The organism is Pseudomonas sp. NPDC087803, from assembly GCF_044742995.1.
Classification (GTDB): Bacteria; Pseudomonadota; Gammaproteobacteria; order Pseudomonadales; family Pseudomonadaceae; genus Aquipseudomonas.
Window position 1 is genome coordinate 133489 of record NZ_JBIUVO010000001.1, and the last position, 20673, is coordinate 154161.

Annotated in this window: 16 protein-coding genes; 5 read left to right on the top strand and 11 right to left on the bottom strand. The window is 55.5% G+C overall.

Annotated elements, in window-relative coordinates:
* Positions 1-484: 484 nt before the first annotated feature.
* Positions 485-1507, bottom strand: a complete 1023-nt coding sequence (locus ACIOUG_RS00555) for a zinc-dependent alcohol dehydrogenase family protein (protein WP_401061676.1) — start codon at positions 1505-1507, stop codon at positions 485-487.
* 270 nt (positions 1508-1777) lie between these two features.
* Between ACIOUG_RS00555 and ACIOUG_RS00560 the strand changes: the two genes are divergently transcribed.
* Positions 1778-2707 (top strand): LysR family transcriptional regulator, encoded by a 930-nt coding sequence (locus ACIOUG_RS00560; protein ID WP_145598195.1) that lies wholly within the window; start codon positions 1778-1780, stop codon positions 2705-2707.
* 52 nt (positions 2708-2759) lie between these two features.
* Here ACIOUG_RS00560 and ACIOUG_RS00565 read toward each other — a convergent pair whose 3' ends face one another.
* The gene (locus ACIOUG_RS00565) at positions 2760-3938 is read right to left on the bottom strand and encodes a sugar transporter (RefSeq protein WP_401061678.1); all 1179 of its coding nucleotides are present in this window, start codon (positions 3936-3938) and stop codon (positions 2760-2762) included.
* A gap of 274 nt (positions 3939-4212) precedes the next feature.
* Between ACIOUG_RS00565 and ACIOUG_RS00570 the strand changes: the two genes are divergently transcribed.
* The gene (locus tag ACIOUG_RS00570) at positions 4213-4581 is read left to right on the top strand and encodes a hypothetical protein (RefSeq protein ID WP_401061680.1); all 369 of its coding nucleotides are present in this window, start codon (positions 4213-4215) and stop codon (positions 4579-4581) included.
* Positions 4582-4612: 31 nt separating this feature from the next.
* On the opposite strand, the gene ACIOUG_RS00575 is transcribed toward ACIOUG_RS00570, so the two are convergent.
* Together ACIOUG_RS00575 and ACIOUG_RS00580 are read right to left on the bottom strand one after the other, a co-directional pair.
* A complete protein-coding gene (locus ACIOUG_RS00575) occupies positions 4613-4897 on the bottom strand; it encodes a hypothetical protein (RefSeq protein WP_401061682.1) in 285 nt (94 codons plus the stop codon).
* 62 nt (positions 4898-4959) lie between these two features.
* Complete coding sequence (locus ACIOUG_RS00580) at positions 4960-5370, bottom strand: hypothetical protein (protein WP_401061684.1); 411 nt, start codon at positions 5368-5370, stop codon at positions 4960-4962.
* A 99-nt stretch (positions 5371-5469) separates the two neighbouring features.
* On the opposite strand from ACIOUG_RS00580, the gene argP reads away from it, so the two are divergent.
* Positions 5470-6396 carry an HTH-type transcriptional regulator ArgP gene (gene argP / locus ACIOUG_RS00585; RefSeq protein WP_401061685.1) on the top strand — a complete coding sequence of 309 codons (927 nt, stop codon included), beginning with the start codon at positions 5470-5472 and terminating at the stop codon, positions 6394-6396.
* Between the two features lie 406 nt (positions 6397-6802).
* Positions 6803-8269, top strand: a complete 1467-nt coding sequence (locus ACIOUG_RS00590; RefSeq protein WP_401061687.1) for a DUF726 domain-containing protein — start codon at positions 6803-6805, stop codon at positions 8267-8269.
* Between the two features lie 46 nt (positions 8270-8315).
* On the opposite strand, the gene ACIOUG_RS00595 is transcribed toward ACIOUG_RS00590, so the two are convergent.
* The 7 genes from ACIOUG_RS00595 to ACIOUG_RS00625 form a co-directional block, all read right to left on the bottom strand.
* A complete protein-coding gene (locus tag ACIOUG_RS00595) occupies positions 8316-10061 on the bottom strand; it encodes a LeoA/HP0731 family dynamin-like GTPase (protein ID WP_401061689.1) in 1746 nt (581 codons plus the stop codon).
* Positions 10048-11679 (bottom strand): GTPase, encoded by a 1632-nt coding sequence (locus tag ACIOUG_RS00600; RefSeq protein ID WP_401061691.1) that lies wholly within the window; start codon positions 11677-11679, stop codon positions 10048-10050. Before ACIOUG_RS00600 ends, ACIOUG_RS00595 begins: the two co-directional genes overlap by 14 nt.
* 56 nt (positions 11680-11735) lie before the next feature.
* Entirely contained in the window at positions 11736-12611 is an 876-nt protein-coding gene (locus tag ACIOUG_RS00605; protein ID WP_401061692.1) for a hypothetical protein, read from the bottom strand.
* A 117-nt stretch (positions 12612-12728) separates the two neighbouring features.
* Positions 12729-14018 (bottom strand): McrC family protein, encoded by a 1290-nt coding sequence (locus tag ACIOUG_RS00610; RefSeq protein WP_401061694.1) that lies wholly within the window; start codon positions 14016-14018, stop codon positions 12729-12731.
* The gene (locus tag ACIOUG_RS00615; RefSeq protein WP_401061695.1) at positions 14015-16075 is read right to left on the bottom strand and encodes an McrB family protein; all 2061 of its coding nucleotides are present in this window, start codon (positions 16073-16075) and stop codon (positions 14015-14017) included. The genes ACIOUG_RS00610 and ACIOUG_RS00615 overlap by 4 nt, the downstream gene beginning before the upstream one ends.
* A gap of 93 nt (positions 16076-16168) precedes the next feature.
* Positions 16169-17023: a hypothetical protein gene (locus ACIOUG_RS00620; RefSeq protein WP_401061696.1), complete on the bottom strand. Its 855-nt coding sequence runs from the start codon at positions 17021-17023 to the stop codon at positions 16169-16171.
* Positions 17016-19070 (bottom strand): AAA family ATPase, encoded by a 2055-nt coding sequence (locus ACIOUG_RS00625; RefSeq protein ID WP_401061697.1) that lies wholly within the window; start codon positions 19068-19070, stop codon positions 17016-17018. Before ACIOUG_RS00625 ends, ACIOUG_RS00620 begins: the two co-directional genes overlap by 8 nt.
* 345 nt (positions 19071-19415) lie before the next feature.
* Here ACIOUG_RS00625 and mexE point away from each other — a divergent pair, with 345 nt between their 5' ends.
* Entirely contained in the window at positions 19416-20669 is a 1254-nt protein-coding gene (mexE, locus tag ACIOUG_RS00630) for a multidrug efflux RND transporter periplasmic adaptor subunit MexE (protein ID WP_401061699.1), read from the top strand.
* Positions 20670-20673 lie beyond the last annotated feature (4 nt).

Consider the following 20673-nt stretch of genomic DNA (forward strand, 5'->3'; position numbering starts at 1 on the left):
TCATCAATAAGTAATAGACGATCAAATACTAACACTTATGCTTTTGAAGTTATTTGAAACACTTGACGTGAAGAAGTGCATCACACCAACCCTCTAGGTGACGCAACCCCCCCGTATTCACTGGACTTTCCCGTTAGAAAAATATCTGAGGAAACTTCTTACAACGTCCCACGAATAATGAGTACAAGAAAAGCAGAATGGAAATAGGAAATGCCCTACAACCATTAAACAGAAACTGCTGTATCGCCCATACAGAGAAATATTAAACACAGCACAACAAACAGAATGCACAGACATGGCTCATTCCTTGAGATGAAAGTAATCATTCAATTATCAGGGCTTAGATAATGATTAGAAGATACAGATAGCCAGTAAAAACCGGTGCAGATGCGCAACCGGCCAGGCACCGGGCCCGGCATGTCTCGTCATTGGCAAGGGGGGCAACGCAAGAGTCCGTGGGGCCACGGACTCTGATCGGAGGGAGTTACGCGGGTTCGACTTGCAGGGCAACCCGTTCGCGGCATGGGCATTCGTCCATGTAGCGATGGGCTTCGACGAACTCGCTGAACGGGAAAACCCGTGTCTTCAGCGGCAACAGCACGCGGTCGGCGGTCAACTGGTTGATGTCACGCAGGGCCCGCTGCAGCGCAACGTGATCCTGAGTAATGCCCAGCTCCGGCTTACCGGTGAAATTGCCGATGCAGTGCACGAAGAACTGGATGTTCTTCTGGAACGCCGCACAGGCCGGGAACGGCGTCTGATTGCCGCCCTGCAGACCGTACAGAACCAGGCTGCCACGCGGTGCGAGGACATCGCCGAGCAATGACATCTGCGGGCCGCCAAGACCGTCGAAGACTACATCGACGCCACGGTTGTCGGTGATCTTGTTGATCCGCATCAACAGATCTTCTTCCTCGGTGACGATGACTTTCTCGGCACCCAGCGACAGCAGGTATTCGCGCTCGTCCGCGGTTTTGGTCGCGGCAATCACCCGCACGCCCAGCGCCTTGCCCAACTGGACAAAGGACGGACCCGAGCAATGGCTGGCATCAGTGACCAGAGCAAACTGCCCGGGTTTGACCCGCGCCAGATCGGCGTAGGCAAAATAGGCGATCAACAGCGGTGTGTAATGCACGCTGGCTTCGACCGGGCTGAGCACATCCGGATAGCGGGTCAGCGCGGTACGGGGCAGCACGATCTGCTCGCCATACACCGGGTAATCGTTCGGGCTCTGCGCCGGGAAACTGGCCACCTTGTCGCCAACCGACAGATCCTCGACACCCTCGCCGACGGCGGTCACCACACCGGCCATTTCATGGCCGAGGCCTGAAGGCAGGCGAGCCTGAGACGAGGCCAGGTTCTGACGCCAGAGAATGTCGTACCAGCTGATGCCGATCGCCTCGACACGCACCTGCACTTCGCCAGGACCTGGCTGAGCGGCCGCATGCTCTTCGCATTTGAGCACCTCGGCCGGACCAAACTTGTGAAAACGGATCGTGCGGGACATCGCAAACCTCGTCAAAGTAACCTCTAATGCCATGAACTCTATCTGGGCTTTTGACCCAAGACTATCAGTGGCTATTAATAGTCGACATGCCTGTCATTGATTCCGCAGTATGGACGGCATTGGCAAATTTGATGAAAAAAACGCCGCAACCGGCTCGCTAAAGCTGAATTTAGCGGTGCAGAGTACCAGCCTTTCCCCGTAATATTCATGCCGGCCATTGTTCTCATATGGCCGCTCTCGTCAAGCTTGATGACTCTGCCAGGACTCCAGATGAATCGTAATGACCTGCGTCGTGTCGACCTGAACCTGTTGATCGTATTCGAAACATTGATGCACGAACGCAGCGTGACCCGCGCCGCCGAGAAGCTGTTTCTCGGCCAGCCGGCGATCAGTGCGGCGCTCTCGCGCCTGCGCAGTCTGTTCGATGACCCGTTGTTCGTGCGCACCGGACGCAGCATGGAACCCTCCGCCCGCGCGGTGGAAATCTTCGCCCTGCTCTCGCCGGCGCTCGACTCGATTTCCACCGCCGTCAGCCGCGCGGCGGAATTCGACCCGGCTACCAGCACCTCGGTGTTTCGCATCGGCCTGTCCGACGACGTCGAATTCGCCCTGCTGCCGATGCTGCTCAAACGCCTGCGCGCAGAGGCACCGGGCATCGTCCTGGTGGTACGTCGGGTCAACTACATATTGATGCCGAGCCTGCTGGCGTCCGGCGAAATATCCATTGGTGTCAGCTACACCACCGACCTGCCGGCCAACGCCAAGCGCAAGGTGCTGCGTCGCAGCCAGCCGAAGCTGCTGCGCGCCGACACCGTGCCCGGCCCGCTGAGCCTGGACGACTATTGCGCGCGTCCGCATGCGCTGGTGTCGTTTGCCGGCGACCTCAGTGGCTTCATTGATGAAGAGCTGGAAAAACTCGGGCGCAAACGCCACGTGGTGCTGGCGGTGCCGCAGTTCAACGGGCTGAGCACGTTACTGGCCGGTACCGACATCGTCGCCACCGTGCCGGATTACACCGCCGATGCGCTGACGGCTGCCGGTGGTGTGCGGGCGGAAGATCCGCCGCTGCCGACGCGCACCTTTGAGCTGCACATGGCGTGGCGCGGGTCGCAGGATAATGATCCGGGGGAGCGTTGGTTGCGCTCGCGGATTCAGATGTTTTTTGGCGATCCGGACAGTCTCGAGTTGCCTGCGCATTGAGCAGGCAACCTCAAAACGAAATGCGCCCGGCGGCGAACGGAAGTCGGCGAACTCAAGCCTCGGACCGGGCGAGTCGATACATCGACAGGCAGTAAAACGACAAGGCCGACGCCGCCAGCATCCCGCCAACCACTCCGATGTAAGCAAAACCAAACTGGCTGCCAACCCAACTCCCTACGAGCGCCCCGCCGCCGATACCGATGTTGTAGATCCCGGAAAACAGCGCCATCGCCACGTCGGTAGCGTCCGGCGCCAGCACCAGGACCTTGGACTGCAACGCCAGCCCGAAGCCCATGATCGCCATGCCCCAGAACACACTCAGCACGCCGAGGTACGAGACGTTACCGCTCAACGGCAACAGCAACGCCAGGCACAGGGCGAGCATCGACACGCAGATAATCAGAAAACGCTGCGGGTTGTAACTGTGCAGGTAGCTGAACAGCAGCGAGCCGAAAATACCGGCGCCGCCGAACAACAGCAGGAGCAGCGTCACCACATCACCGCTCATGTTGGCTACGGTGAGTACGAACGGCTCGATGTAGCTGTAGGCGGTGAATTGTGAAGTCACGACCAGCGCCGTCAGGATATAGATGGCCATCAGTGCTGGGCGCTTCAACAACACGGGCAGGCTTTTCAGCGAGCCGGAGTTCTGGCTGGGCAGCAACGGCAGCACCTTCGCCAGGCAGAACACCAGCGTCGCCGCCAAGCCTGCAATCACGATGAACGTGGTGCGCCAGCCCATGGCCTCGCCCAACAAGCGTCCGAGGGGAATGCCCAGCACCATCGCCAGCGAAGTGCCGGTTGCCAGCAAGCCCAAGGCCTGGACATGCTTGCCGGGCGGTGCCAGACGCACCGCCAGAGACGCGGTGATCGACCAGAACAGCGCGTGCGACAACGCCACCCCGATCCGGCTCACCAGCAGCACAGCGAAGCTGGTCGCCAGACTCGACAGAATGTGACTGGCAATAAACATCCCAAACAGCACGATCAACAGTTTTCGTCGTTCGACGTTGCGGGTCAGCAGCATGATCGGCAGCGACGTCAAAGACACGACCCACGCATAGATGGTCAACATCAGGCCGACCTGCGCGGTCGACATGTCGAAGCTGCTGCCGATCGAACTCAACAGACCGACCGGGACGAACTCGGTGGTGTTGAACACAAACGCAGCCAGTGCCAAGGCAATGACTGCGTACCAGTTGCCGTTGTTTGTCGCCGTAGAATCACTCATTTAAACGTCGTATTACTCTTCGATGATCGCGCGTAATTGTACGCAAGCGATCTGTGCCCATCTGTCGGTTTCTTGTACACCAATTGCCGAAAAGCCTCAGGCGACAGGTGGTTCGATGACGACTGTACTATAAAGATTTGGTGACTTGTCCAACGGGTTGAAGCACTCGACATTCATTTGCGAGTGCCTTGCGACCCCTCAAGCACGGGCATCAGGCCAGCGGACCAGGACGTGCAGCCCCTGAATGTATGACCTCACTTCCTGGTGAATTCCTATGAAAGCGCCTTTTACCTGCGCAGCACGCGTCACTCCTTTGCTTTTCCTGACACTCAGCGCTGCCGCCACGCTCAGCGGTTGCATGAGCGCTGAACAACAAGCGGCTGAAGACCGTCAAACCTGCGCCGGTTACGGTTACGCACAAGGCTCTACCGCGTTTGCAAACTGCATGATGATCTCCGACCAGAAGCGCAAAAAAGCCGTTGCCGACTGGCAAGCCCAGCAAGATCGCGAGTGGCAACAGAAAACCGCGAAACCCGCCATGCAGGAATGTAATACCACCGAAAGCGTTGATGTTCAGGGTGACGCGTCAGTCGATGGCCAAACCACACGAACCAAGTCCAATACGGTCTGTATCGGTCAGTGACGCGAGGTCTTGATCAATCTACCTGCCTTGTTCATTGGCCCGAATAACCTTTGACGCGCATGCAGTCATTGGTCAGGTCGATCTGTTTCTCCGCGATGACGATCCCGTCACCCACGGCGCTGCCCATGCCATGGGTTTTATCGTTCGCTGCCGGGGCTGAGTGGTAGCTGGCGGTCGCCGCCTTGGCCTGATACTGGCATTCAGCTTTATCGTGCTGAATATCTGCAGCGCTGGCGCCGGGCCGGGACCAGTCATGCACAGATGTCACACAGGCGCTCAACAGCGTCGCAAACAGGGCAATGATCAATAATTTCATGGTGTGTACCGCCGATTAATTGAGGGCTGCAATGTGGCTGGTTCGAATTGCGAAACCACAGCTCACTTGCAGACGAATGTCACGTTAGTTACTTCATTCGCCGGATCGAGCGGCAGGCGCGATTGCACGTCAAACACGTCGACCTGCTTGCCGAGCGATGCGCACTTCTTTTCGGCGCCGGCAAGCGCCATCCGACGGGCCTCGGAGTGAGTGTGTCTGGACGGCGATGTCTTGGCCGAGACCTGGTACTCGTAGGGACCGAGTTTCAGATCATGGGACTGCCAGACATAGTTGCCGACCCCTGCAATGGCGCTCCCGGCGATGATCATATTGAGTTTCATGGCAAGTTTCGGGCGCTGGACATTGGATGCCTCATCACGCCCACCCTTCTCTGTGAATAACGCCTCATTGCTGTCATCCGGAAATTCGGATGACGCCCGGAGCAGTGAGTTGCGCAGGTTGAAACCGCTCACTGTCGCCGCCGAGCAATGATTGAGCAGCGCTATGTTTAAGTGAAGAAAAACGCAGTATCTTTCAGTAACGATTAGAAATACTTAACCAGAGCGACAGCCATGCAACTCGACGCAAAACAGATGCAGGCGTTCCTCGCCGTGGTCGACAGCGGCAGCTTCGAGAAGGCTGCGGAACGTCTTAATGTGACGCCGTCGGCGGTGTCGCAACGCATACACGCCCTTGAAGTTCGCCTCGGCAGCTCGGTTGTGGTGCGCGGGCGACCGTGCGAGCCAACGCTGGCGGGAAGAAAACTGATGCTCTATCTACGCCGTGCAACCGTGCTTGAAGAAGAACTGCTGAACGAGCTGAGCGGCGATGAACAGGATCACCTGCGCGTGGTGATTGCGGTCAATGGCGACACGCTGGCGACTTGGTTCTTTCCGGCGCTGGCCGAGATATTCGTCAGCGAGAATATTCTGCTCGACGTTGTGGTCGACGATCAGGACCACACCTATGCCTTGCTGGAAAGTGGCCAGGTCATCGGTTGCATCGGCACACGCTCACAGCCTATGCGCGGTTGTTTCGCCGAGTTATTGGGCCCGGTGCGTTACCAGTTGGTGGCAGCGCCAGAATTTCAGCAGCGCTGGTTTGCCAAAGGCCTGACACGCGCGGCAGCACGCAAGGCGCCGGTCTTTGCCTATTCACGCAAAGACACCTTGCAGTCGGATTTCATGCAATCACGCTTCGGCCTGACCGCCGACGCTTATCCTACGCACTACCTGTCACTCCCGGAGGCACGCCTGAAAGCCATACGCCGCGGACTCGGTTACGGCATGGTGCCGTATATGCAGGTCAGCGATCTGCTGAAAAGTCGGGAGCTGGTGGATGTCGCGCCGGGGCATTTCACTGATGTCGAGCTTTACTGGCATGCGTGGGAATTGCAGTCACCGCGCATGGAAATGCTCTCCGAGCGCGCGGTGCATGCCGCACGACGCATTTTGAGTCGTAAAGAACCGGTGAAGCGCTCGACCATAGCGAAGAAGTAACGGGGGCACGGCGCGAGTGTTTCGTACTGATCTCCGATTAGGGCAGGCGATTCATATCAGCATCAAACCAGTGGTTGGCAGGGGCATCATGCCCGCCTCTTTAGCGATAAGTTCCGGTTACGCATCCAGAGCCATACTGGATTTCGTCAGGAATCTCCATTCGTGATCGCTCGTGTACGGCATGTGATTGGGGGGATTTGGGGCATATCAAGATTTTTTCAAACTGAAACTGCCCTCCTAGAGCCAAGTAAAATGTTTTTGGGGGATCCGGACAATCTCTGACCCGAGAACGAAAGCCCAAAAAATGCGCGTTGCACTAGCGCAAGTAACTGCTTGCGCCTGATTTTACAGCAGGCTAGCCAAATGCCATCATTCGCGCACCGATAGCTTTTGCCAAGGACGTTGCGTGAGCCACAAGTTTAAATTTCTGTCCCTTCCCCACCGCTCCGGAGAGGTCGCGAACATTTTCATTCACGGCTATTCTGCCGGCCACGACTTGGAGGATCGATGCGCACTACGCAAGTGCATACCGTCCTCTTTGCACAATTGCATCAATATCTTCGCCTTCTGGCCGTCAGGTCATTGGGCCCAGTTCGATGATTTCTCGAGCAAAAGTATCCTTGCGGCCGGCCGTTTCAATGTTCTGGCGGGCGCAGGGCTCGCGATGGCTGATCGTGCATTCCACTTCAACACCAGTCGCAAGCGCGCCACTTCCATGGGTAAAACGCTGCTGTCGCAGCTTGAGACCTATCTGCTGAAAAACCATCCCTACGTTTCGAAAGTTAATCTGGTCGGACATTCGCTCGGTGGACGTGTCGTCATCAGTGCTTTGCTCGATTTGCCAGATAAACCTGCCGATGACAACCTGGTAGTAGGCGATGTCCTTCTGATGGCTGCCGCGAGCAAGCTGTCGGGGGAAGAAGCGCAAGCCATTGGCAAACGCATCGATGGCAAGCTCTACAATGCCTGGTCGGGCGAAGACAAGGTCCTGCTGTTCAATCTCGGGGAAAGCAGTGCCGGTCGTCAGGCGATTGATCATTGCGAGAACGTGCCAATGCACGGATTTGGCCATACAGACTATTGGCCATGTCTTGAGCGAGTGCTCAGGGCATCAGGCTTCCTTGGCTACAAAAGTGGCCTGCCCTCTGCAATGCAACCTGAGTTTATCATCGAGAATCCCGATCCAGTCGTGGCCGACCACCTTCTCTACGACCTGCTCGAACTGACCAGCGACGGAATTCGCAGCCAGGTCGTCAAGCATCTGCGTAGCAGCAGTTGGACAAAGCTGGAAACGGAGCATTCGCTGTATCTGCTGACCAAAGAATTCCAGCTACTGGGTGGTCACTGCCTGGTCAATCTGGCACGAGGAAAAGGTCTCAAGTATGTTCAGATCCTGCTCATGCTGGCTGAACATTACGGGTTGGTAAGCGAGTTGCACGACTGTGCGCAAGTGATCGAAATGGAGGCGCTGTTGATCAGCAAATGCTTCCATTCCTCCTTCGGCGAAGGGCATGTACTCGCATCGATGCAGGACATTATTCAGCAAATGCATGGCATGTCAGAAAAGGGTTATTTCGAACAGGTCGATGCCTTGGCAGCGAGTCTGACCGTTACCTCGTACTTCTCGACCCCTGAATCGCCCGCACCGGCTTATCGCAAAACCGGTTCTGCACGGACGAGTGACAGTAAAGAATTGGTACTCACTTCTGAGTCGCTCCTGCCATCGCTCAGCAGCTTGGTACCGACCGAACGTATCAAGGCAGCGGTGACCAATCTGAAAAGCGCGGTCAAGCCCGGCTATTCGGCATTGATTCCAGCTGTTGCGGCCCTCTTCTACGCGCGCTGGAAGCTGAACAACGAAGGATTGCTCTGACGCGCGGATAAAGCCTGGCCAACAGCCGCTGACCAGGCTCACCGGATCAAACCACCCCGTACTCGCCTTCGAAGACGTTTTGCGAACCAAACGCCTGGCTCAAGTGTGTCTCAAGCTCTGCCAGTTGAATCTGACGGTTGCGCAGATCATCAAGGCTTGCTTCCTGCTCGGCCAGGATCTTCTCGAACGCCTGGATTTGCGGCGCGAAAATGTCCATGACTTTTTCGGGATCCATGAGCAACTTCACGGGCTCGGCAAAATAGCTTTTGACCACTTCGGCCAAATCACCCTGCAATTGTTTCAGCTCGGCTTCCGCACGTTGCTGCTGGGCAACGCTGATGACGTCGGTCAATACCTGAATACCTGCCCCAAGAGGCCCGGCCCAACGGCTGATGTTGGCGGCCAGCTTGGTTGCTTCCCAAGGTTTGAATTTGTAGACGTAGCCGGTCAGGCTTTTCAGCGTCTCTCGGGCCATGAATACGCCGTTCTTGATGCTTTCAACAGGAATTTTCGATACGGCTGTCAGCGCACGGCTCGACGCTGACAATGCCGATGCGGTGATGCTGTCGGCGAAGTCCGAGGAGCTATCGAGTTGATGTTCGATCTTGGCACTGATGCCGCTCATGATGCTTGAGGACTGGTTGAATGCGGTGCTGAACAAGTGGTCGATACGAAAACGCAGCTTTTCGCCGATATCATTGTTCGAGAAACCAATCTGCGATTCGAGGAAGGCACGAACCTGATCGCGCGGCAACGTACGAATGCTGTTAAGCAAATCGGTTTCGAGGTTATTCAACTCTTCGTACAGGTTGCCCACCGTTGCAAGAATTTTTCGTTTGCCCTCGGCAATGTCCTCCTGGATTCGCGCCGAGTCACGTTGCTGGTTATCGGCCAGTAGCTTGAACTTGATCAATTCGTCCTGAGCCAGGGCGATTTTTTTGCCCAGCACATCACGCACGACATCGATGCCGGTCTTCTTGATCAGGGTTTCACGGCCGCTGCCGTCGAGTACCTGCTGCGTAACCAGTTTGAGTTCGCTGATCCGCGAACGCTGGTCATACAGGTCTTTTTGCCCCAGCCAGAATTCCAGTCCACGGCTATTAGGGTTGGAGGCTACGCAGACCACGTTGATCGCGTCGCGCTCGGCCGCAGAAAGGTCGACAAAACGCTGCAGTTTATCCAGCAGATTGTTCTTTTTGATGGTGCTTTGCTGCTCGAACTCTTCAGCGTCACGCAGATCGGCAACTTCATCCATTTTATTGATGACAAAGATGGTCGAGCTCAATTTGTTGAGATCGCGCAGAACCCAACGGACGATGTCCTGATGGCTTTCCTTGAGCGGGTTGGTGGCATCGACCACGTAGAAGATCAGATGCGCTTCGGAAATGTAATTTTTGGTGATATCGCCGTATTGCACCAGCGCGCCGTTTTCAGCTGCCTTTTCCTTATCGCCGAACAGACCCGGGGTGTCCACAATCTCACAACGGTCCTGAAGATTGTCGGGACGATAGATCGCCAAGGCGTCCGAGGACTCATTGGTATCGATCTTCATGTCTTTCATGACCTGACCCAGCCACCCGGCAACGACGCTGGTCTTGCCGTCGGAAAATGCCCCCAGCAAAGCAATACGCAAGGCATCTGACTGTACGTCGCCAATCGCCTTCTTGATTTTTTCGATGTCCTGAGAGACGTCCAGTCCAAGTGCTTCAAGCGCGCCCACCAGTCTCTGGAGATTGTCCAGCGACTTGATCACCTCGGTCTTGCTGGCGTTGAACTGTTTAAATTGTTCCATAGGGTCTATCTCCCACTTCTTTTTTCAGTGCCTGAATTGAAGCGATCTTTTCATCGAACAAGCGTGTGACGTCGGCCATCTTGCGGCGTTCGTCAGTTAGTTGGCTCAATACAGAGTTTTCGATTTTGTCCTTGATCTTCGCCAGCATCTCTTCGGTATCACGCATGAAGGTCTTCGTGACCTTTCCACGCTCGGCCTTGATGGCCTTGGCAACTTGCTCCTGCGCTTCCGCAATCTTCTTGCCGCGGCCACCGAAGAGGTAACTCATGCCTGCGGCGAACAGGCCGAGTATGCCGCCCACAATCGCTCCGACGATGTTGCCAATCACCGGAAAAAGCGTACCGATACTAAAACCACTCAGGGCATAACCTCCGACACTCAGCAAGAAGCTGCCTACGTCGGAGAAATTGAAACTGATGGCGTCCATGGCACTGGACAGCGAAATGGAATTGTTCGCCGCCTCGCTCAAACGCTGCTGGAAATTCACTCGTTCGGCGTTTTCCTGCAGGCGTTTGACTGCCCGCTCGATTGCCTGGGACAGATCTTCAAGCAACTGCTCTTGGATCTCCTCCAGCCTTTCGGACAGTTGTGCCTGTCCTTCACTGACGTGACGCTGAATGACACGCTCGACATCGTCCTTGTCGCTGAAGTGCACTTCGACAGCCTCGCGCGCCGCCGAAGTCAGATCATTGAAAAAGCGATCCAGTGCGCTATTGCGTTTGGAATTGAAGCTGGTCGCCTGGTCCTGGAAGCTCTTGCGAATGACCTCCTGGCACTCCAGAACTTCCACACTGATCCTGGCACAGACTGCCTGATGCTCGTCTCGTTGCTTTTGCAGATCTGCGATGGTGTCTTGCAGCAGGCGCAGTACTTTACGCTTGTTGCTTTCGACGATGTCGAGCTCAAAATTGGCGCAGCCATCGCCGATGACCTGGTGCAACTGATCCAACTGGCTGAAGCTACGCATCGCTTGTTGGCTGACAAAGTCTTGTTTGTAGGCACGCTGCGACTTGAGCAGGTCGGTGCGAGCGGGATGAATGCTGGTCAGGCCGCGTTCATCGAATGCTACACCCGTAAAACCGAGCAATCCTTGCAGGCTTTGGCAGCCACTGACCAGTTCACCACCCAGGATATCTTCCAGCACTTCACGGGTCTGTTCGCGGGTCGCGACGGCATCTTTATGAGTACGCTCAAGACATTCGCGGTCACTGTCGAATTCGTAGGAGTCCGCCTTGCCACGCAAATTGCAAATTGCATACACCTTGGCATCACGATTGAGGTAGTGCTTGATCTTTCGGGCGGTCTCGGCCTCAGGTTTCTTATTGGTGCCGTTGACGTAGAACACCAAATGGGCTTTGGCAATGGCCGCTTGAACCATCGTTTCGTACTTCGACTCGTTACCTTCGATACCGGGTACATCGATGAGGTGAAAGTTCTTGCCCTGATGGCAGAACTGGTAGATCACGTTGTCCTGGGTGAAGTCTGCCTGGCCGGTGCCAACAATTTCGCCATCGACCTGGCCTGCACAACGCTGCAGGCGCTCAAGTTCTTTTTGTTGTTTGAGGAGCGTTGGCAGCCTGTCGCTAACCAACTCGCTCAAGGAATGTTGTTCGTGCATGAGTAGGTCCGGATTCTACGAAGGGAAGGTGGTTACTGGGCCATCAATGCCAAGGCTCACAGCAACTGCGCATAGCCCAAGGCACCTGCAATGCTCCCGATCACAACCCCTCCCAACAATCCGAATACCAGCTTCATTTTTGCCCGCTGCTCCAGCGATATACGGGCTGCCTCGCTCTGACGCTGGCACTCGCTCAATTGCGCCTGAGTGGCCTGCAACTGACCGCCCTTCTCCACCAGCTGTTGCTCAATGCGCTGAAGGTCGCCACGCACGCCCTGAAGTTGCAAGCCTGTTTGCTGAAGTTCGCTTTGAGTTTGCGCGTGGTGCTTCTGGCTTTCAGCCAGACGTGTTTCGGCACCCTGCAATGCTTGGCGGGTGCTATCGAGATCGCTCACGGCAAGGTTCAATCGCTCCTTGCAGTAGGTGTAATCCTGCTGAGTGTGTTCTAGCTGCTGGCGAGCCGTCTGCAGATCGCGCTGGGTCTGATTGACCAGCGCACCGATGTCGTCGCCCAACGCAGCAATGTCTTCGCAGAAACTCACATAGCGAGTACTGAGTTCCTCGATAAGCTCATCACTTTTGTGCGAGAACACCGTTTGAATATCAGCAGCGGTCGCTTGATTGCGCTGAATCAGGGCCTGACGTTTTTTCTCCTCGAAGAGGATGCGCAGGCTCTCGATGATGGTGCTTTTGCCGGCGTTGGTTTCGCCAAAGAAAGCAATAGTGAAGTTGTCCCACTCGGCGTGTTTTTCCAGATAGGAAATCTCGCAGTCAAAACGCGACTTCATTTCGCCGAGTTTTTCCTTGACGCTGGCAAGGTGGACATTGCCTTTGTCATTACTCACATCCAGCCTGGAGACATCATCCAGCGCGGTGGCAATGTCGCTGGCTACGCGGGCATAAAGCTTGGAGAAATCTTGAGCCTTACTCATATCGTTCCCTGTTGGTTTTCGGCTGGATCCAATTCAGCCCCAAAAATTGCATTTTGCCATCACTACTGTCAAGTTCACCGTCCCCACACGGACATGTTCGATCTGCACGTATTGCTGTCAGCGGGAGAAGCATCGATCAAGGGGAGACTGCTCGGGGAGCAACAACTTGTTGCTCTCGATACAAAACGGGAGAACCCAGAGCTTCAGGTCATCCGAGCTGCTGAAGTCGAACACGGGCAAGGGTTCAGAAAATGAATCTGTCCATGGGTAGATCAACACCACATTCCCGGCGTCGTTCAGGTAGACATGTGCATAAGCATGTAGCTGGTAAAAATCGGTCTGGCTGAGCAGGTATTTCTCACGACCGTTTCCTTTGAGACTGTCCAGAAGCTTCCATTTAGTATCGAGCACTATAAGAGTGCGCGCGCCGAGCTCGATCAGCAGATCTGGCTTGAGGCGAAACCAGTCTTGTTGCTGGTGGCTCACAAGATGGTGCTTGCTGGTCTGGGTCCGCAGAGTGAAACCCTGACGAACTTGAACATTCAGATGCTTCGCCACATAGGCTTCGAACAGCGCCTCCATGGGAAACAGCAAGGAAGGCGAGTCGTGCTTGCCCGCGCCTGTTACCGGACTGTCGCCCTGCAAGATCAATCGCGCCCAATCAAGTGCGGGCTCGTAATAAGTCATGCCTCGATCAAGCCGGATACGCTTGAGGTCTTGGGCGATATCGCTACACAGGGGCACTTCGGCAAAAACAAAACTCAGCTCTCGCGCCAACCGCTGATTATCGGGTGCTTTGCACATATTCAGCGTTTTGCGCAGGGCGCTATGAATGAGCCTGTTTTCTGCCCGATTCTGGATGAACTCGTCGAATTCGGTGAAGAATCGATCACGACGCAGCAGATTCTGCGCCAAGTGAGGGGCCATCAACAGCTTGCCGCGCAGGCTGGAAAGGTTAGCCTGTCGAGTGCTGTAGTCGCTGCGTAAGCCTCGCTTTACGACATGCCGTACAGCCTCAAGAAACTGTTGAAGAAACACCTCGAGCAGCGGCATGCGCTCCATTTGAAGATCAGCGTTCAATGTCTGGATATGGCGAAAACCCCGCAGGCACTTGAGCATATCGATCAGTTTTCTGCGTGACCTGTCCGCAGACATATTGCGACCGATCTTGGGCAGAATCTCTATTTGATAACCGCAGGGAGCACGAAGTACGCCAACGTAATTGCTGAACTGAATCGCGCGCCGGCCCTGCCGACTGGTCAATTTCAACCAGACCGGAGCGCGCTCGTCAGGCGTCAGGCATTGCTCCTCCAACCAGGCGAATACCCTCGGGGGCACGGTCTTACCCTTGAAGTCATCATCCGAGGCGACCAGCGTGTCGAACTCGAAAATCTGTATCGCTGTCATTCAGCAAACGTCACATAAATGCCGACATAGGCTTGCGGGCTATCAAACACCGTTTTATTCAAGCGGTACTGAGGCCGCAGCGAGTATTCATCCAGATCGTGATTGGAGCCGAACAGAGCTTTGGAACCCCTGTCGGCTTTCAACTCATGGACAAATTGAAGCGCCTCGTCAGGCTGCTGGTTATCGCCCAGTACCAAGCGAATTTTCTGCCAGTCTTCAAAAAAGTATTCTTCCAGCAGCGGAATGATGCGCGTCCGAAAAATGTTGCCGAGCGCTTCGAAACGCGCCTCAGGTGCAAGGTTTTTCAAGGGCGTGAAATACGCCTGCCCGATGGTATGTTCACGGTCATACAACGCCTCGATGCGTGCGTTAAGTGCCATTAGCAAGCGATCAAGGTGGATTTCATGCCCAGCTCTGACAACCTCGATTTCGGTTAACACGAGCGGATCGGGCATCAATTCAACGAATTCAAAACGTCGGCGCAACGCCGTATCAACCAGCGCTAACGAGCGATCAGCGGTGTTCATCGTGCCAATGACGTCGACATTTGAGGGGACGCTGAATGAATTGCCTGAATAGGGCAACGTCAGTGTCACCTCATACTCGCCACCCTTGCGCTTGTCGACTTCGATCAACGTGATCAATTCGCCGAAAATCTTACTGATGTTGCCGCGATTGATCTCGTCAATCACCATTGCGTATTTCTGGTGTGGATCGACTTGGGCCTTTTCGCACAGCCGAAGAAAGGCACCCTTTTTGATCTCGTAGCGGACATCCTTTGAACCGGCTGATTCAGCGTTTTCATCAACCGTCGCCCCCTTGGAATCGACAAGCACCGGGCGCAGTCCCTCAACGAATTCTTCGTAACCGTAGGACTGGTGGAAGGTGACAAACTCATAGCGCTTTGCCCCCCCGGCGGACGTGTACTTGCCACTGAGCAACGCCTGCAACATGCGGGTTTTACCAGTGCCAGGAGGGCCAAAATAGATTTCATTGCGTGGGGCGCCAGCCCCCTCGGTCGTTTCGAGGCCAACTGGCTGCTCGCCCTCCTCTACGGAGGTCTCTTCTTCGCTGCTGTAATCATCCGGCCAGAAACCCGGACGATTGGATTGTTGAATTTGCTGGGGCCAGGCGCCCTTCTTCTGGGCGTTTACCGCTTCGACCGATGCCACCAGCTCCTCACTCAGGTCCTGGTTTTCCGATATCGTACTCAGATCGCCGAATGAGACCCACCTGACCGACACACGATTCGCTTGCACGAACAGCACCCCAACCGATGATCCCCTTATTGCATTCTTCTGCTTGAAGCCGAATACCAACTGGGCATTAGTGGACTTCGTAGACCACCAATCAAAACCCACTTCATGTATCGCAATGGCCAACCGTACAAACAACTGCGTTGTCTCAAGGCTCCATTCTGGCTGCCGCCTTATGAAGTCCTTGCTGATTTTAAAGTGCTCCAGTACTTCAGCCACGGTGGGTGCGGTGGTCAAACCAAGTTGATCGGCCATGTCATCGTATCCAAATCCAAAGTGTGTAATAGCCGCTGCGCTCCAATCGACAATGCCTTGAAACCCCCGTTTCAGGCCTTCTTCAGCAGGCAAGACCGCGACAATGGGTGAAGCCTCAAAAGGGCCACGCAACTTCTCATAACGCTCGCGCAAGGCAGCATCTGCAATTTTTGTGTCGACCAGATCGAGTTTGACAACAAAGCCTTTGGTCGCATCAATCCCTACGGTATAAGCCAGACCCAACGGAGCATCCTTGCGAGGGTAGATACGTGCCCAGTTGTAGCCCAGAAATTTTTTGTGCCACTGGCCTATGGGTCTGCGAATAACTCGGGGGGCTGTGCTATCGGGGAATACACGCTGTTGCAATGCGCTCGCCCACTGCTTGGTGATGTCATAGGCTTCGCGCAATTGACGGTAGGCTTGCCGGTGAGAAGCATCAGTTTTATCGAAAGGTCTGCCATGCCAGGTGTGCATGCATTGGAATTGGTCTGGGGTGAAATAGGTTGGCGCCACTGGTGTCATTCCGTCCCTTGAAAGTAACTGCATGGTGCCATCACCGCTAAGGCATGGATAGAGCCCTGCTTTCGTTATAAATCCCCGCCGCATGACGCTCGCCACTGATTTGGGGGGCCTTCGGGCTCAACAGTCGCACAATGATCGATCAGCGTTGGCGCTTTCCCTCAGCCCCGAGATCAACGTGGACAACGTGTCCCATTCAAGCGTTGTGCGCTGTGTGAAGATAACCCTCACCATTCCGCAGTAAAGTGAGGTTGCGTGCCCCGCCATCGCAACGCATTCCAGCACGCGCAAGACATCCCGCTCAGTGACATTGCGCGCGATCTCGTCGAGATGCTCATGCGTGGCGTGCGCGATTTTGTAGCGGGCCAGTCGAAGGCTGGAGCGATCCAGGCCACAGGTTGAGATCGTTGCCCTGCCCTCTTCGGTTAAAGCGGAAATTTCACCCAGGCGACCAAAGGAAAAGTGCTCTTCAGGTTTGAAATGCTCATCAAACGGCGACAGCAGCAAAGGCCTGCCTGCGGCCGAAGTCGGCACTACCGTGTGCTCCCCTTTCACCGGATAGAAGTTCGCCTTCCATTGCTGATTGCACACCTGACAACTGAGTAGATAGTTGTCCCAGGAATAGGCTCGCCACCAATAACCCGGCATGATGACGTCGCCTCTACTCTTTCGTCCGATCACCGAGCCTTTCCAGGGGACTTCCCTCCCCCAGTCCTCGGGTTGGTCCTCGAGCGTGTGGATTTCTGCCTTGGGCTGAATATGCTCCACATCCCCATAATGCAGGCCCCACACCTGGCCTTCACAGTATCCACACCGACCACCTTGCGCTTCGCTGAATACGTCCTTGTAGTCAGACCACAGGCTTGAGAATTCGGGTTTTGCCCCTTGCGTGGCAGCCGAGGCGACGCGGTCTCTTACAGTTGAAGCTCTGCTATCGAAATCGGGGGCAACCGGTGGCCGTTGCAGTTTACGCATCGCTGTGCTCCTGCCGCTTTCCTGACTTGCCTTCCAGAATGTTTTGCAGGCGATGCTTGATTAACTGATTCGCCTGGGACTCCGGCATACCGACGTCGAGCACTGCAGCCGCCGCCATTGCAGCACGCTGTGCACGCGTACTGCCAAAAGTGACCATACGCTGACGCAGCCTGGCCTCCAACTCGGCGAGGCGCTCCGCGTTCGGCCGGGCCTGCTGTAACAACTCGCTGTGCTCGGACATGAGCAACAAGGTCTCGGTATCGATCGTCGATTCAAGACCGAACCACGGACCGGTTAGCACTTCATCTGCCCGACTCCCAGGTGGGACATCAATTTGTTCAAGCAGGAAACTCTGGTCTTTGGGATGCTTGGCCATGACCCATAACTCGCCGCTTTTCAAGCCGTGCACACACAGCGGGTCATGGGTACTTGCAATGAAACGCACGCGTGGAAACAGCTGACGCAATCGCTCCACGATCTGGATTTTCCAACGGGGGTGAAGATGCAGCTCCAGCTCATCAATCATGACCACGCCTTGCGCGGACTCCATGTCAAACGAACTGTTGGTCAGATGGAACATGATGTCCATCGCCAAAGCCAGTACAGACTTGTACCCGTCACTCAATTCACGCAGCGACACCGATCTATCGTCGATTTTACTTTCCATGTGTTTGCTCTTGCGTGTGAGCAGAGCGTCAGCGTTGACGGGCAGCAATTCTTTGAGGCTGGTGGCCAACAGGTTGAACTGTGTATCACTGATTTTTTTCTTGTCACAGAGATAACGTTCGACATGCGCCAGCGGGTAAATGTGGTCGAACAGGTTGCGGACACTGATCGTGTCTGGCGAGGCAGGTGCAGCGGTGCTGTCGTCAGGAAGCAGTCGAGTGGAACTATAGGCGAGGACCGGCAAATCAGGTGCATCCCCCGTGATGTGAAAGGTCTTCTTACCCTTTTCAAGCACCATCTCTCGCTGGTTGCCATCCGAAAACAGCAAACGGACAAAACCATTGCTGATGCTCTTGCCCTTTCGAAGCCAGCTGCTTGCATCAGTTTTATCGCGCTCACTGGCCGGCATCATGGTCAAAGCTACGGCCTGGAGCAAGCTGCTCTTACCGACACCGTTTTCGCCAAGCACCATCAACCAGGGTTGCACTGCGTGTTCACCATCGCGTTGTAATGGCGGGAATGACAATTTCAGGTCACTGATCACCTTGAAATTCTGGATTTCGATTGTTTCAAGCCAGATAGCATCGGGAATTGCCTTTATTGCCTCAGGCACTTCGACTGGTGGTGCAGCTGGCGTGACGGGTGGCGTGGAAACTTCGGTGAAAAGCTCATCGAGCGCCGCTTGTCTGACGGCAAAAAAGCTCATGTTTGAAGAGAAAAAACCACGAATCCTCGTTTCGTCGTGGCTCGCCTGGGATCCTAGTGACATCAATTCCTGAGCAACAGTGAGCGTTTCGACGGCAAGCTCACTACGCGTCGCGATAAGCCCACGTTGATTGAGCTGAAATATTTTGATTGTAGCCGCCCCGCGATCCGTAAGGGCTACGACTTGGCCATTGCTGAGAAACTTCAGATGGTCCTGGGGATTGTCCAAGCATGGATCTATCAATAGCGGAAGTTCGCACAACAGGGACTGCCTATCGCTCATAGGGGCGGCAACCTCTCCCAAAATCGGGAACAGATTCCGTTTACTCATATTGCATCTTGGGCAGCTCAGATACAGATTTCCCCAATCACTTGCCAACCACCAGTAGTGCTCCGGGTCGATGCTGCCATCAAGCCGGGCTGCGCGTCTGAGGGGCCGAAAGTGTTCGACTTCGCTACCAGAACGTTCGCAAAACGCACATCTTCCCTTAAACAGCTCAAAGAGCTTTTCACGCACCTGATCCAGTAACGCTCGAGGCATTCGCAAATCAATGACTTTTTGTGAGTGCGCTCCCTGCAACGATTCAAAGATCGGCCTCAACCGCTCAATTTCACGTCGATGGTAATCGAGCAAACTTGGGGGTGGAGAAACTCTATTGCGATCAACAAATATCATCGAATACCCGATCGGAAACTGGGGGCGGACAGGAAGTTGGCAGCATCTTTGTTGATGCAGTGGTTGCGTTATAGCACAGGCATACCCGCACAATGGTGACCGGAGAACACCGTGCCAGAGGCCTTTCAGGCAAAATTTCCGGCGGCTATGTATGACCTTTGTCGATGACGCAACACAGATTTGCATCAAACCAATTGATAGCCCCCTAACGAAAGGTGCATGCTAGAGGGCTCGAATCGGTCTTATATCATTCCGAATGATAGTTACCTTTGCTTCATTCGATTCGTGCCATCACACCCCGCCGAGCATCATCCGCCCATCTTCAATACATTGGCGGATGATTCCATGGAACAGTCACTCAAACATTTGCGCTTCCCGTTGGCCCTGTTGGCCGTACTGGTGATGAGCGCCTGCGGCAAGACTCCGGAAACTGCCGCCACCCAACCCGCTGCCAAAGTCAGTGTGGCCAAGGTGCTGGAACAACCGGTCAACGAGTGGGACGAATTCACCGGGCGCCTCGAAGCGCCGGAAACCGTTGAAATCCGTCCACGGGTCTCTGGCCAGATCGACGAGGTGGCGTTCACCGAAGGTGCACTGGTGAAGAAAGGCGACCTGCTGTTCCAGATCGACCCGCGTCCATTCCAGGCTGAGGTTCGCCGCCTCGAAGCCCTGGTTGCCCAATCCCGCGCCAACGCCACCCGCAGTGAAAACGAAGCCGGTCGCGGCGAACGTCTGCGTGCCAGCAACGCCATCTCCGCCGAGCTGGCCGACTCGCGTACCAGCGCTGCACAAGAAGCCCGCGCCGCCGTCGGCGCCCTGCAAGCACAACTGGATCTGGCCAAGCTGAACCTGAGCTTCACCCGCGTCACCGCGCCCATCAGCGGTCGCGTCAGCCGTGCGGAAATCACTGCCGGCAACCTGGTGACCGCCGACACCACCGCGCTGACCAGCGTGGTCTCCACTGACAAGGTTTACGCCTACTTCGACGCCGACGAGCGTGTGTTCCTCAAGTACACCCAACTCGCCCGCAACGGCCAACGTGGCGCAACCACCCCGGTGTACATGGGCCTGTCCAATGAAGACGGCAACCCGCACCTCGGTCAGATGAACTTCGTCGACAACCAGGTCAACCCGAAAACCGGCACCATCCGTGGTCGCGCAGTGTTCGACAACAGCGATGGCACCTACACCCCGGGCCTGTACGCACGGCTGAAACTGGTCGGCAGCGGCACCTACAACGCCATGCTGATCAACGATGAAGCGGTCGGTACCGACCTGGGCAAGAAGTTCGTGCTGGTGATGGATGCGGACAATAAAACCGCTTACCGCGCCGTCGAACTGGGGCCGAAGATCGAAGGCCTGCGCATCGTGCGCACCGGTCTGAACAAGGACGACACAATCATCGTCAAGGGCCTGCAGCGGGTACGTCCGGGTTCGCCAGTGACGCCTGAAGTGATCCCGATGGCCAGCGAGCAGACCATTGCCGCGCTGGCTCAACAACGTCAAGCGCTGGAAGCCAGCAACCTGCCCAAAGTCGCGCCCGCTAAAGGCGCGTCCGGTTCGGTTGTGAAGCTGGCTGCTACGACCCCACGCGGTTAAGGGA

Bases quoted from the DNA above. Each gene is read 5' to 3' on its own strand.
- ACIOUG_RS00555 (WP_401061676.1), bottom strand. From the start codon at position 1,507: ATGTCCCGCACGATCCGTTTTCACAAGTTTGGTCCGGCCGAGGTGCTC.
- ACIOUG_RS00560 (WP_145598195.1), top strand. From the start codon at position 1,778: ATGAATCGTAATGACCTGCGTCGTGTCGACCTGAACCTGTTGATCGTA.
- ACIOUG_RS00565 (WP_401061678.1), bottom strand. From the start codon at position 3,938: ATGAGTGATTCTACGGCGACAAACAACGGCAACTGGTACGCAGTCATT.
- ACIOUG_RS00570 (WP_401061680.1), top strand. From the start codon at position 4,213: ATGAAAGCGCCTTTTACCTGCGCAGCACGCGTCACTCCTTTGCTTTTC.
- ACIOUG_RS00575 (WP_401061682.1), bottom strand. From the start codon at position 4,897: ATGAAATTATTGATCATTGCCCTGTTTGCGACGCTGTTGAGCGCCTGT.
- argP (WP_401061685.1), top strand. From the start codon at position 5,470: ATGCAACTCGACGCAAAACAGATGCAGGCGTTCCTCGCCGTGGTCGAC.
- ACIOUG_RS00595 (WP_401061689.1), bottom strand. From the start codon at position 10,061: ATGGAACAATTTAAACAGTTCAACGCCAGCAAGACCGAGGTGATCAAG.
- ACIOUG_RS00600 (WP_401061691.1), bottom strand. From the start codon at position 11,679: ATGCACGAACAACATTCCTTGAGCGAGTTGGTTAGCGACAGGCTGCCA.
- ACIOUG_RS00605 (WP_401061692.1), bottom strand. From the start codon at position 12,611: ATGAGTAAGGCTCAAGATTTCTCCAAGCTTTATGCCCGCGTAGCCAGC.
- ACIOUG_RS00610 (WP_401061694.1), bottom strand. From the start codon at position 14,018: ATGACAGCGATACAGATTTTCGAGTTCGACACGCTGGTCGCCTCGGAT.
- ACIOUG_RS00615 (WP_401061695.1), bottom strand. From the start codon at position 16,075: ATGCAGTTACTTTCAAGGGACGGAATGACACCAGTGGCGCCAACCTAT.
- ACIOUG_RS00620 (WP_401061696.1), bottom strand. From the start codon at position 17,023: ATGCGTAAACTGCAACGGCCACCGGTTGCCCCCGATTTCGATAGCAGA.
- ACIOUG_RS00625 (WP_401061697.1), bottom strand. From the start codon at position 19,070: ATGATATTTGTTGATCGCAATAGAGTTTCTCCACCCCCAAGTTTGCTC.
- mexE (WP_401061699.1), top strand. From the start codon at position 19,416: ATGGAACAGTCACTCAAACATTTGCGCTTCCCGTTGGCCCTGTTGGCC.